Here is a 12,596-nt window from a genome sequence, read left to right on the forward strand (position 1 = left end):
ATGAGTTTAATAGCTAAACTAAAGAAAAATCCCTGGTTTTGGATTCCATCTCTTTATTACGCGCAGGGCCTCCCCTATATAATGGTCGTGGAAGTTTCTGTCATTATGTATCAGAACCTTGATATTTCCAATGCTGATATCGGTTTATATACCAGTTTGCTTTACCTCCCGTGGATCATTAAGCCTTTCTGGAGTCCGCTGGTAGAGAATACAAAAACGAAGAGGTGGTGGACTATCGGAATGCAATTTGTGATGGGAGCCGCCTTTGCCGGAGTTGCCCTCGTGCTGCTCACCCCTTCTTTCTTCTCATTCAGCCTGATTGTTTTATACTTATTGGCTCTCGCTTCTGCAACGCACGACATTGCCGCAGATGGGTTTTACATGATAGCCCTGAATGAAGAGAAACAGTCATTCTTTGTTGGAATTCGATCTACTTTCTACCGAATAGCTATTATAAGCGGTAAAGGTTTATTGGTGATATTGGCCGGCTATCTGATCGAAAGCGGAACTGAAGTAGATTATGCCTGGGCTGTCACCTTTGGAATACTAGCCGTTGCCATGACTGTTTTTGCACTTTATCACACTCTATCTATTCCCAAACCTGATGGTGATGTTGCTGAAGAATTTGAAACCACCAAAGATCAGTTAACGGCCTTTATTAAGGTATTCGTTGATTTCTTTAAAAAGAAGCAAATCTGGGTAGCCCTGGCGTTTATCCTGTTTTACCGGTTTGCAGAAGGTCAGCTCGTAAAAATGGGACCTCCCTTTTTCCTTGATGAAGTTTCCGCGGGCGGACTTGGCCTGTCAACATCAGATTTAGGGTTCATCTATGGTACCATTGGCGTGATTGCCCTGACCATTGGTGGTATTATCGGCGGTGTGGTTATTTCCAGAAAGGGATTAAAGTATTGGTTATGGCCCATGCTGATTGCCATGAACGTACCTAACCTTGTGTATGTGATACTAGCCTATTTCCAACCCGAGTCACACATTTTGATAAGTGCTTTTGTAGCCATTGAACAATTCGGATATGGATTCGGATTTGCGGCATTCCTCATGTTCCTGATTTATGTAGCCCGTGGAGAAAATAAAACAGCTCACTACGCTTTTGGAACCGGCTTCATGGCTTTGGGGATGTTAATTCCCGGTACCATCAGTGGTTTTATGCAGGAATGGCTTGGTTACCTGAACTTTTTTATCTGGGTAATGATCGCAACCATTCCCATTTTTATTGTAACAAAGTTCGTGGAAGTCGATCCTGAGTTTGGGAAGAAAAAAGAAAAACAGGAATAAGAGAATAATTTCGACATCCGGTGAGTTTTTCATATACCCTTTTTTACAAAGAATAAAATCTTTAACCCTCTATTACATAGCATCTTATAGTTAATAAATGCATCTTCATTAATTCCATTATGATCTGTAAATCGTTAAAACAAATAAGCATGAATTCTTTTTTATATCGCGCAACCACCGGCCTATTGGTGGCACTCTTTTTCTCCGTAACATCGTTTGCTCAGCCTTCTCCGAATGGAGAACCGGAAGTTCTTATCAGTGCGGAGAGTACTGATTTTATGAGCCCGGTATGGTCGCCGGATGGCACTAAGATTGCCTTTACTTCATCCCGCCAGCAAGGACTTTGGATAGCAACGGCAAATGGCGGTGATATTCAACAAATTACAGATCAGTCTGCCGGATATGGATTCTCCTGGTCGTCAGATTCGCAGTCCATTTTAACCCGTGTTTCCGAATATCAGAATAAGAGAAGGAAACTGGCTGTTAAAATCTTTCATACCAATGGAAGCGAGCCAACTCAGGTAACCGAATTCAGAGACGATATGCCAACCCTCCCGAAATGGGCGAATTATGATCAACAGGTAGTATTGATATCCAATAATGATATCGAGTCTTTCGATTCAGGAAAGGAAGTTTCAACCCGGCAAAAAGCTTCAACCACCAAACCTTTTTATGTGCTGAAGTCTAATCAAATTGCGAAAGGCATGGTTCCCTCCAACAGTACCGAGGATATCTCCCCTTTCGATGACGCTCAATATCTGAACCTGGAAGTATCTCCGGATGGAAGAAAACTCGCCTTTGAGATTTACGGCGGGAACTTATATGTGATGAATATCGATGGATCCAATTTAATGGATTTAGGCAGGGCCAACCGGGCCAAATGGTCTCCCGACAGTCAATACCTGGTCGCAATGGTAGCTGAAGACGATGGCCATGATTATACAAAATCAGATTTGTATGCATTGAGTATAGATGGAGAGCAACGCATTAACCTTACCGCTTCTACCGATATCATTGCCATGAATCCGGACTGGTCTCCCCAAGGCGATAGAATAGCTTTTGATAGCCCGAATGATGGGAATATTTACATCATGAACATCAGCAATTAACCTCCCTAAATCTATTAGTAACTAAGCAGCAACCATCTACAAATCGGCATTATGAAGAATTTTATTTCCGCATTAGCACTCGCAACCATCGTTTTCTCTTCCCCGCTTAACGCCCAAACAGTAACCGGCCTTGATGGCTTTAGCATTTTCCTGGACCCGGGGCACAGCCAAACCGAAAACATGGGACTTTATAATTATTCGGAAGCCGAAAAAGTACTTCGGGTAGGGCTTGCGCTGCGTGAGATGCTGCTTACGCAAACCGACATTGATACAGTATACATGAGCCGTACCAATGACTCACAACAAGTTTCCCTGTCTCAAAGAACAGACCTGGCCAATAGCCTGGCACCTGATTTTTATCATTCGATTCATAGTAATGCTGGATCTAATACAACCAACAACACCCTCTTTCTCCATGGCGGCTGGCGTTCAAATGGACAAACCGTAGAGAAAACGCCCAATGGTGGAAAAGAGATGGGTGATATCATGGAAGTGGAACTCACTGATGCCATGAGAATACCTACCATAGGAAACTGGGCTGATCGTAATTTTTATCTGGGCGGGTCTGTTCAGAATCATGCCAATCAATATCCTTACCTGCATGTAAACAGAACAACCAACATGGCTTCTGTGTTGAGTGAAGCTGGATTTCATACAAATCCAACGCAGCAAAAAAGAAATCTGAACTCAGATTGGAAACGCCTTGAAGCACAGTCTTTCTTTTGGTCAGTACTTGAATATTTAGATGCAGAACGGCCTCCCGTTGGTATCGCTGCTGGTTATATCACCAATGCCGATAACGGCCTCCCAATTAACGGAGCTACTATTTCTATCGGTGATTCAACTTATACTACCGATACTTTTGAGTCGCTTTTTAGTAATTACGTAACTAATGAAGGAGAGCTCCAAAACGGGTTTTATTACATGGAGGGTTTGGAAAACGGACCAGCACAAGTCATCGTTGAAGCCGAAGGTTTTTATACCGAGACCGTTGATACCAACATTATTTCCACGGATTTCACCTTTACCGATGTTGCTCTTATTTCAAATGTACCTCCTATCATAAGTTCCACTTCGGTAGGTACTGATAATGAAATCAATCCCGGCGAAGACCTGGTTATCAATTTTAGCAGAAGTATGAACAAAGACTCGGTCGTGAATGCATTGAGCTTCACTCCGGAAGTAGAATACAGCCTTAGCTGGAACTCAGCTGGTGATGAACTTTCTGTAACTACAGACAATTTTGATTTTGAAAGCAACTATACATTAAAAATAGATTCCACAGCCGTTGATAATTCTACTTATGCCCATAATCTTGATGGTGATTCAGATGGTACGCAAGGCGATTCATACGTATTAGATTTTGAAACAGGACCCGTCGACATTATACCTCCGGCTATTTCAGGTATTCGCCCCACAAATACGCAGCTGAATGAACTCAGACCTATTATTAGTGCGACTTTTGATGAACATCTGGATACCACACTTTTTGACGATACAACCATCGAAGTAAGCAAAAGCGATTACACTGTTCCAGGACAAACCGTTTATTACACTGTTGGAGACCGCAGCGTACTCAACTTTTTCCCATCCGAGCGACTCGATAAATCCCGGAACTATACGCTCTCTTTCTCCAAGTCGATCAGCGATACCGCTGGGAACAGCCTTGGTTCTGATGTTGTACGAACCTTCCCTACCGGGGACCAGGATATTGTAAATGAAATTAGTATAGATGATTTCGAAGGCGGTATAAGCTCATGGTGGGAGCCATCTCAAAGCGGAAGCACTGATGGCTATGTTGCAGAAGAAACCAATGTGGAGATAAGTTCTGACATGGTAAATCTTCTTACAAATAGCAGTGAAGCTATGAGGGTAAACTACGGATGGGATACCACAAGCACAGCCAATCTCATACGTGAATACCGAAGCAGTACAACTCCTACATTTGCTAATAATCTTGTCGTTCAGGCCTATGTTTTTGGTGATGGAAGCGGTAACAAATTCCGGTTTATGGTACGGGATGCCAACGGTCAGCTCGAAGGAAGTACGTGGTATGACGTAAATTGGCTGGGCTGGAAGCTGGTATCATGGAATTTAGCTGAAGATGAGATTGTACCTTGGGCTAACGGAAATGGTGACCTTAATGGTGATCTGTATATAGATAGCTTCCAGTTAACCTACACAGAAGGTTCTCCAACTACCGGCTTTATTGTATTTGATGACCTCCGGGCTGTGGAAATGGGGCTGGCTACATCCAACGAAGATGATCCTGTAGCAGCAGATATTCCTAAACAATTTGAACTGAAGCAGAACTACCCGAACCCATTCAACCCTTCAACAAACATCAGTTTTGGGTTACCTGAACGCAGTGAAGTCACCTTAAAAGTGTATGACATGCTTGGGCGTGAAGTATCTACGGTTTACTCAGGAATAAAATCTCAGGGTTTCCATACTATTCAGTTCGATGCCTCTGCCCTTTCAAGTGGTGTATATCTATATAGAATTAATTCTGACTTTGGAAGTATTTCAAAGAAAATGACACTGCTTAAATAAAGCATTTTACCCAGTGACATCTTAAATGAAAATTCACCATGCGCTATTTTTTTCTCCTGATACTTTTTGTAACCGGGGCTGGTCATATTTTTGCCCAGCCCTTATTCGAGCAAGGTCATTATTATGATTTAGGGCAGAATAAAACAGAGGGGCTGATTAGTATATACTCTGTCATTGACGAAAACCCGTACTTTCTCTTTAAAAAGAAACACAGAGGCAAACAGGATACCGTTTTCTTTCGCGATGTTAGTGAGATCAATGTCTCAGACTTTAAGTTCATCAGAAAAGACACAAAAGTGCTAACCGTGGAAGAAGCGGCCAACGATTCTGCCTTCACAGAAGAAAGTTTGTTATTACGGGTGGAAGTCGAAGGCGAAGCAACTTTATATAGTGTAAAATCGGGAGACGATTATACCTTTTACTTCTCTATGCCCGGCCAGATGCCCGAACAGCTCATTTATGCTCAATACTTTAGAAGCGATGGCAGACTAGCCCGGGATAATGCTTTCCGGGAACAGCTTGCAAGCAGCCTGCAATGCGGATCCTATGATTTTTCTTTTCTCCGGTATAATAAAGAACAGCTAATAACGGCTTTTTCCGATTATAACAATTGCGTACAGGAAAAATTTAAGAGATACACAGGAATTCCTTCCCTCTCTGCAAAGTATCTGAATGTTGGAATTAGCTATGGGAGATCTAAATATTTTGTGGAAAGCACGAATGTAATTCTGGATACAGAAAACGCCAGGTTTACTGGCACTACTCCGTACATCGAGGCTGATGTGGAATATCTTATCCCCTCTTTAAAGAATCGTATTGGTTTCTTTTTTACCGGTGGGTATGTGAAGTTTAGCGATAGCGACGAAAGAATATTACTTGGTACCCAACAGGTAATAGACCTGGAATATCAGGTTATCCAAAGCACTATTGGAGTCAGGGGATACTGGCCTGTCAACAATGCTCTTAAATTATATGGAGAACTTGGCCTTGGTAAAGATTTTGAATCCGGAAAGGGTATTTCCATCAACTATGAGGTTGATGGTCGTGGGTACCAGGATTTCGATAACACAAGACTTACCGGCCACCTGACGGGCGGAATTGGTATCGCATTTTTTAACAGATACATCATTCAAGCAAAATTCAAGCACCTGGACACCCAAGTTTCCGGCCGCTCTTCTGATCAAAGAGTAAAGCAAGCCTTATTTATGGTTGGATTTAAGTACCTCTTAAAAAGCTATTATAAGTAGCGCCTTTTATTTTTCAGGCATATCAGAAACCGTTTCAAGGTATCCATGCTGTAAATAAAACTCCTCAAGCCCTTCCACAATTTGTTCGGCCATTTTATACTGAAAATCCTGATCCGTTAGCAAAATTTCTTCTTCAGGATTAGAAATAAAGGCCGTCTCAACCAGCACATTTGGAAATTCTATCGGTGCATTCAGCGAGAAATTAAAGCTGCCCGTTAACCCATAATCTTTAAACCCTAATTCAAGCATTTTATCGTACATGATTTCTGCAAGGGGCTTAAAGGCCATGTGCTTATAAAACGAACCTGTGCCTCTGATATCCATCGGATCACTTCCATAACCAATCGAGTTTGTATGAATACTCACCAGGATATCTGCATTAGCCTCAAGGGTTCTTTCCTTTCTCTCACTCATATAAACATAGCTGTCATCAGTTCTGGGCAATACCACCTTCGCACCTCTTTCCTCCAGCAGTTCCTGCAACTTGTATGATATTTCAAGAGTCACATCTTTCTCCAGATTTCCTGCAGCTCCCAGTGAGCCATTATTATCTCCACCGTGGCCAGCATCAACTGAGATTGTTCTGCCGTCTAGCGGACTGTTGAAATTGGTTACTACCGGAGGCCGCTTTACTTCAACATTAAGCTGAGAACCCCATCCATATCCCACAGTATAGCCCCAGTTTTGGCTGCTATTAAGCTCAATCACTAACCGGAAGCGGTCATCTTCAACCTGCTGCCAGGTCACATCTTTTATTCCTTCTGAGCTTTTATGCTTTATTTTCCAGTTTGTATTGGAAGTTGCTCCAAATACATCAACGATGATTCTGTTGGGATCCAGTTCCTGGTACGTGATGTAAGGCAGTTTTTCTGAAAGTGTGAGCGTGATCAGGTCCGACTTATCTCTTCCTGAAACACGAATATTACCTGTTAATGATTCCGAAGGTGAAACGTATTCACTCTTTAGTTCTACAAACCGAACCGGTATCCACGCACTCAGGCTTCTGGAAAGCTTAACCCGGTAATTATCTTCTTTTTGGCCAATAATATTAAGCTTCACTCCTGGCTCGAGTTCTCCATACCGTGCTCCTCCCAAACGGTCAGACCCCATTCCGATATTCAGGTATGCTGCCTCATCCACAACTTCTGCTACGCGTGGCAGTCCGTTGAAACTTACGGTATAATCACTCTTTTTCTTTTCGTGGGAGAAAAGACCTTTCTTCATTTTAAAAGTGATGTGTTTGTCTTTTACTAAATCACCCGGCTTTACTGTATAGCTTCCCTGATATAATCCTTCTATTCCCGCTACCTCTTCAGGCACTTCCTTCATCGGAATATCATCTTTGAAATAGTCGATATTAAAAACCACTTCTTTACCCGGTGTTCCCAGGAATTGAACCTCGAGAACCTCGCCCGTCATCAGCCAAAGCTCACTGGCAGGTTTCATAAATTGACTGGAAATTACGCTCCCTTTCGTATCAATAGCTTTGGGAGGCTCTGGTCGTACCAAATACATGGTTTTTGACATTTCCTCTCCATTCAATTCAACCCTGAATTCAATTTGAGTAGTGTCATCCCGATGCTCTATCATATCGATAAATGCACCGCTTGAATACACTTTCACTGGCTTACCATTTATATAAGCTTCCGCAGCTGGATTTGTATTGGCTGCCACACGATATCGGGAATAGCCATAGGTAACCGTATCCGTTTCAGGGATCACGATATTCAGATATAGTGAATCACTGGTTACCAGGGAAGAATCAACCCGCAAAGAATCGACCTGAGCCTGCAGGCTTTGAAAACTGATTAGTGATATAAAAAAGGCTATGATTAAGCTTAAATACTTCATGTAATAATTAATTGTATAGGTAATAAGTTGATGATTTTTCTATGAAAGCAGCCGTGTCTTTAGACAAGTACTCTTCAATGTCAGAAACCTTATAATTCTTGCTGAATAACTTCCTGATTTGATCAGTACCTGTAACTTTCTCAAACATACTCCATCGGTTTTTGCCCATTTCGAAAACATTTTTATCGGGATACATTTCCTTATGAACCTGCATAAACCAAAACTGCAGCTTCATTAAATGAGCTTTGGTGTAATCGTTGAAATGAATTTGAACGCCATGCAAAGTCTTACCCTGATCTCTGCCGTAGAAAGGTTTGAAAACGGTCGGACGAAAAATCACACCTGGTATTTCCAGTGCATTCATGCGTTCTGCGAGTTCCCTTTCATCAATCCACTCGGCTGCAAATACCTGGAACGGTAATGTATAGCCAACACCTTCTGAGAACACTCCAAGCTCTCCCATTATTCCCGTGGCTACGTAAAAATAGGCGGAATATTCGTGCGGGATATGCGGTGAGGTAGGCACCCAGGGCAAACCCGTTTGATCAAAAGTCATGTCCCTTTTCCAGCCTTCCATCTCCACAATGGTAAGCTTGCACTTTTTACCATCTTTCAGCCAACCTTCATTATTAATCATTTTGGCAACTTCACCCGGTGTAAGCCCATAGATGTATGGAACCGGGAACTGGCTTACAAATGAAATGTAGCCTTCTTCTACAATATTGCCTTCCACTTTCTCTCCGCCCAACGGATTAGGACGATCCAGGACCACAAATTCAAGGTCGTGTTCTGCAGCAGCTTCCATCGCTAAACCCATTGTACTGATATAGGTATATGAACGAACGCCAATATCCTGAATATCATAAACGAGTACATCAACATTTTCCAGCATCTCGGGTGTTGGTTTTCTGGTAGCTCCATACAGCGAAAACACGGTTACACCCGTTACCTCATCCACATAGGTGTCTACCTTATCTCCAGCTGCAAACTCCCCTCTAACTCCATGCTCAGGTCCGTACAAAGCAGTGAGCTCTACTCCGGGAGCATTGTAGATCAGGTCAACTGTAGAAACCAAGTCCGAATTTACACCAGTAGCATTGGTTATAAGTCCTACTTTCTTCCCTTTAAGCATTTCAAAGTTATTTTCAGAAAGTACTTCAATTCCAGTTTTGACCATTTCTGAGGATTGACCAAAGCTTGGTGAAAACCCCAAAAAACTCATAAGAAGTAAAAGGAAAACATTTTTAATCATAATAAAATGGCTGATTTTTTTTTCGTTTTAAGCTGTTGAAGTTATACATTCTCAACCTGAACTTCAGGCACTAATGATTACTACTTGTAAAAAATAAAAACCCCTCGCAATCAAATGCCCAGCAATAAAATAAGAACAGTAGAACAACTTACTTTAAAAGAAAAAATTGGACAGCTTTTTTTAATAGGGTTCAGGGGGAACGATATTTCTGAAAGCTCTGAAATATTGGAGAATATTGAACAGTATAAACCCGGTGGTGTTATCCTCTTTGATAAAGACATGGTACACGACCAACCGGTTCATAATATAAAATCACCGGAACAGGTACGTCGCCTGACCGCCTCGTTAAAAAAAGCCTCAGAATCTCCGCTATTAATTGGCATCGATCAGGAAGGCGGTTTAATAAACCGGCTCAAACCAGAATATGGATTTCCGGAAACGTTGTCTCACCAAAATCTGGGTGAAAAAGATGATGTTGAGTTTACAAGATCACATTCCCTTCATATTGCAGAAACTCTTGCTAAAGCGGGTATTAATCTGAACTTTGCCCCTGTTCTTGACCTGAGTTCCAACCCGAAAAGTTCTATTATTGCGAAACGGGAACGCTCATTTGGCAAATCTCGCGAGAAGGTAACCCGGCATGCAAGAGCTTATATCGAAGGCCACCTGCAAGCAAATATTCTCACCTGCTGTAAGCACTTTCCGGGACATGGCAGTGCAGAAGGCGATACCCATGCTGGTTTCGTTGATGTGACTGATACTTGGAAAGAAGATGAGCTGGAGCCTTACAAAACATTAATCACCGAAGGGAATTGTCAAATGATTATGACGGCTCATATTTTTAATTCTAAGCTGGACGAAAATATGCCTGCCACCCTTTCTGAAAATGTTCTGCAGCATATTTTGAGGGAAAAGCTGAGCTTTACCGGTGTGGTAATTTCAGATGATATGCAGATGCGCGCCATTTCAGATCATTATTCCCTAAAAGAATCTCTGGGAAATGGCCTTAATGCAGGGCTGGATATCTTCTGTTTTGGCAATAACCTTCTCAAAGAACAAGTAGAACTTAAGGACGCCATTGCTGCGGTTGAACAATTACTGGATGAAGGAAAAGTAACAGAGAATCGAATCGATGCCTCCGTTTCCCGTATCCTCGATCTAAAAGCTAAACTGTAAGAGTTCTACTTCCCGAGATGGTTGTCCACCAATCTTTCAATGGGCTTTCTTACAATAATACCCAGCTTCAGTCCTCTCTTTGCGAGAACCTTTTCCAATGTTTCTCTGTGAATGGCTGCTATGGAACCGACAAAGCCAATGTCTTTATCTGTAATATCTCCAAAGTAGGCGAGCTGCTTTTCTGCAAAATCCTCAAAGCCACTCCGAACTATATCTTTGATAAAATCGTGCTCTGCAAAATCACCCAAAAGATGTGAAAAAGAAGCCACAAATCTATTCCCATTGGGCTCCTTATATACTTTTTGCAAAATCTGATCCAGCTCCATATCGTGTCTTTTTTCAAGTTCCTTTCTAAGATCAGAAGGCATCAAATTATAGAAATAGCTTCGCAGGATTCTCTTACCGAAATACCCTCCGGAACCCTCGTCACCCAGTGTAAAACCAAGTGAAGGAATCTGGTTTATGATTTTCTCTCCATCATACAGGCAAGAGTTAGAACCTGTTCCCAGAATACAGGCTACTCCCGGCTTATCCCAGAAGCAAGCCTTGGCAGCTGCCAACAAATCGGTATCAACGGTAATGGTTGCACTACCAAAGCAAGTTGATATTGCTTTTCGAATTATGCCTTTGCTCCTTTCGGTTCCACATCCCGCACCATAGAAAAAGATTTCGTCAACGGTTTTATCTTTGAGGGCACTAACCAGTCCTTCATTAATAACCTTCGTTAACTGCTCCAGAGACATGAAATATGGATTCAAACCATCAGTATGAAAATATTCTTTCTCCCCATTTTGATTGACTAAAATCCATTCTGTTTTTGTTGAACCGCTGTCTGCTATTAGTATACTCATTCATCCATTTTAATTGATTGTAGCGAAGATACTTAACACATTATTTCATTACCACTTTGGTTTCTTTTTTTATACTATTCGGGCTAATTAATGAAAAAATATGACTACACTAAGCGGCATTTCTTCCGGCAAACGACTTGTATCTTTGGACTTTTTCAGGGGGGCTACAGTGGCCGCCATGATTTTGGTAAATAACCCCGGATCATGGTCTCACATTTATGGACCTTTAAAACACGCTCCCTGGCATGGTTGGACTCCAACAGATCTTATATTCCCCTTTTTCCTGTTTATTGTTGGGGTTTCCATTGTTCTGGCATTTACCAAAGCGAGAGCCAAAGGTGCAGATGATTCGGATTTACTGAAGAAGACGCTGGTCAGAGCCGCCAAGATATTCGGCCTTGGGCTTGCCCTTTCTGCTTTTCCATACCTCACCTTCATTCCCGACTTTGGTTTACATCAAAACCTGATTGATATACGGATTCCGGGTGTTTTGCAAAGAATCGCCATCTGCTATGCTATTGGTGCTACTCTTTTTCTTTACACTAAACCCAAAACCCAAATGCTCACCCTTGCCGGACTTCTGATAGGATACTGGATATTGATGATGGGTATCCCGGTTCCCGGTTATGGGGCTGGAGCCATCGACTCCGCAGAAGGTAATCTTGCAGCATACATTGATCAAATGCTATTATCTGGTCATATGTGGAAAGAGAATTGGGACCCTGAAGGATTGCTTAGTACACTTCCTGCCATTGGCAGTACACTGATTGGAATCTGGACGGGCAGAATGTTAATGAGCGACAAGGACACCGAATCCTCAAGAACTTTACAGTTCTTTATTTGGGGATTTATACTCATCATGCTCGGTTATGTGTGGAGCTGGATTTTCCCAATTAACAAGAATATCTGGACGAGTTCTTACACGCTTTTCACAGGCGGACAAGCCATGTGCATTTTTGGGCTCTGCTATTGGTTTATTGATGTTAAAGGGAAACAGCGTTTTACCGACTGGGGCGTTGCCTACGGCATAAATGCCATTACCGTCTTCTTTCTGAGTGGAATCATTGCCCGGTTATTTAATATGATCCGGTTTTCATATGGCGGTGAATCCTATACGCTGAAAGGGTGGATCTATGAAGTGGTTTTAAACTCGATAGCTTCACCCATCAATGCCTCTGTTTTATATGCGGTACTATGGATTGTATTGTTTTACCTGCTGGCAGCCTTTATGAAAAAGAAAAACATCATTATAAAAGTTTAGCTC

At 42.1% G+C, this 12,596-nt stretch carries 9 protein-coding genes; 6 read left to right on the forward strand and 3 right to left on the reverse strand.

The features are described from left to right. The 4 genes from RIB15_RS00705 (at position 1) to RIB15_RS00720 (ending at position 6,202) form a co-directional block, all read left to right on the forward strand. Positions 1 to 1,293 carry an MFS transporter gene (locus tag RIB15_RS00705; RefSeq protein WP_350200224.1) on the forward strand — a complete coding sequence of 431 codons (1,293 nt, stop codon included), beginning with the start codon at positions 1 to 3 and terminating at the stop codon, positions 1,291 to 1,293. Positions 1,294 to 1,442: 149 nt separating this feature from the next. Beyond that, the gene (locus tag RIB15_RS00710) at positions 1,443 to 2,402 is read left to right on the forward strand and encodes a hypothetical protein (RefSeq protein WP_350200225.1); all 960 of its coding nucleotides are present in this window, start codon (positions 1,443 to 1,445) and stop codon (positions 2,400 to 2,402) included. A 51-nt stretch (positions 2,403 to 2,453) separates the two neighbouring features. Further along, positions 2,454 to 4,955, forward strand: a complete 2,502-nt coding sequence (locus RIB15_RS00715; RefSeq protein WP_350200226.1) for an N-acetylmuramoyl-L-alanine amidase — start codon at positions 2,454 to 2,456, stop codon at positions 4,953 to 4,955. A 38-nt stretch (positions 4,956 to 4,993) separates the two neighbouring features. After that, on the forward strand, positions 4,994 to 6,202 hold the full coding sequence (locus RIB15_RS00720; protein WP_350200227.1) for a hypothetical protein: 1,209 nt from the start codon (positions 4,994 to 4,996) through the stop codon (positions 6,200 to 6,202). 6 nt (positions 6,203 to 6,208) lie between these two features. Here the strand turns inward: RIB15_RS00720 and RIB15_RS00725 are convergent, their stop codons facing one another. Both RIB15_RS00725 and RIB15_RS00730 read right to left on the reverse strand, forming a co-directional pair. Beyond that, the gene (locus tag RIB15_RS00725) at positions 6,209 to 8,053 is read right to left on the reverse strand and encodes an N-acetylmuramoyl-L-alanine amidase (RefSeq protein ID WP_350200228.1); all 1,845 of its coding nucleotides are present in this window, start codon (positions 8,051 to 8,053) and stop codon (positions 6,209 to 6,211) included. A gap of 7 nt (positions 8,054 to 8,060) precedes the next feature. Then, positions 8,061 to 9,305, reverse strand: coding sequence for an exo-beta-N-acetylmuramidase NamZ family protein (locus tag RIB15_RS00730; RefSeq protein WP_350200229.1), 1,245 nt, complete (start codon positions 9,303 to 9,305; stop codon positions 8,061 to 8,063). A gap of 114 nt (positions 9,306 to 9,419) precedes the next feature. Between RIB15_RS00730 and RIB15_RS00735 the strand changes: the two genes are divergently transcribed. Then, positions 9,420 to 10,481 carry a glycoside hydrolase family 3 protein gene (locus RIB15_RS00735; protein WP_350200230.1) on the forward strand — a complete coding sequence of 354 codons (1,062 nt, stop codon included), beginning with the start codon at positions 9,420 to 9,422 and terminating at the stop codon, positions 10,479 to 10,481. Between the two features lie 5 nt (positions 10,482 to 10,486). Here RIB15_RS00735 and RIB15_RS00740 read toward each other — a convergent pair whose 3' ends face one another. Then, positions 10,487 to 11,332 (reverse strand): BadF/BadG/BcrA/BcrD ATPase family protein, encoded by an 846-nt coding sequence (locus RIB15_RS00740; RefSeq protein WP_350200231.1) that lies wholly within the window; start codon positions 11,330 to 11,332, stop codon positions 10,487 to 10,489. Positions 11,333 to 11,432: 100 nt separating this feature from the next. On the opposite strand from RIB15_RS00740, the gene RIB15_RS00745 reads away from it, so the two are divergent. Further along, positions 11,433 to 12,593, forward strand: coding sequence for an acyltransferase family protein (locus tag RIB15_RS00745; RefSeq protein ID WP_350200232.1), 1,161 nt, complete (start codon positions 11,433 to 11,435; stop codon positions 12,591 to 12,593). Positions 12,594 to 12,596 lie beyond the last annotated feature (3 nt).

This window comes from Gracilimonas sp., assembly GCF_040218225.1.
Lineage (GTDB): Bacteria > Bacteroidota > Rhodothermia > Balneolales > Balneolaceae > Gracilimonas.

Coding starts and splice junctions, on each gene's coding strand:
- RIB15_RS00720 (WP_350200227.1), top strand. CDS start 4,994: ATGCGCTATTTTTTTCTCCTGATACTTTTTGTAACCGGGGCTGGTCAT.
- RIB15_RS00740 (WP_350200231.1), bottom strand. CDS start 11,332: ATGAGTATACTAATAGCAGACAGCGGTTCAACAAAAACAGAATGGATT.
- RIB15_RS00705 (WP_350200224.1), top strand. CDS start 1: ATGAGTTTAATAGCTAAACTAAAGAAAAATCCCTGGTTTTGGATTCCA.
- RIB15_RS00725 (WP_350200228.1), bottom strand. CDS start 8,053: ATGAAGTATTTAAGCTTAATCATAGCCTTTTTTATATCACTAATCAGT.
- RIB15_RS00710 (WP_350200225.1), top strand. CDS start 1,443: ATGAATTCTTTTTTATATCGCGCAACCACCGGCCTATTGGTGGCACTC.
- RIB15_RS00730 (WP_350200229.1), bottom strand. CDS start 9,305: ATGATTAAAAATGTTTTCCTTTTACTTCTTATGAGTTTTTTGGGGTTT.
- RIB15_RS00715 (WP_350200226.1), top strand. CDS start 2,454: ATGAAGAATTTTATTTCCGCATTAGCACTCGCAACCATCGTTTTCTCT.
- RIB15_RS00735 (WP_350200230.1), top strand. CDS start 9,420: ATGCCCAGCAATAAAATAAGAACAGTAGAACAACTTACTTTAAAAGAA.
- RIB15_RS00745 (WP_350200232.1), top strand. CDS start 11,433: ATGACTACACTAAGCGGCATTTCTTCCGGCAAACGACTTGTATCTTTG.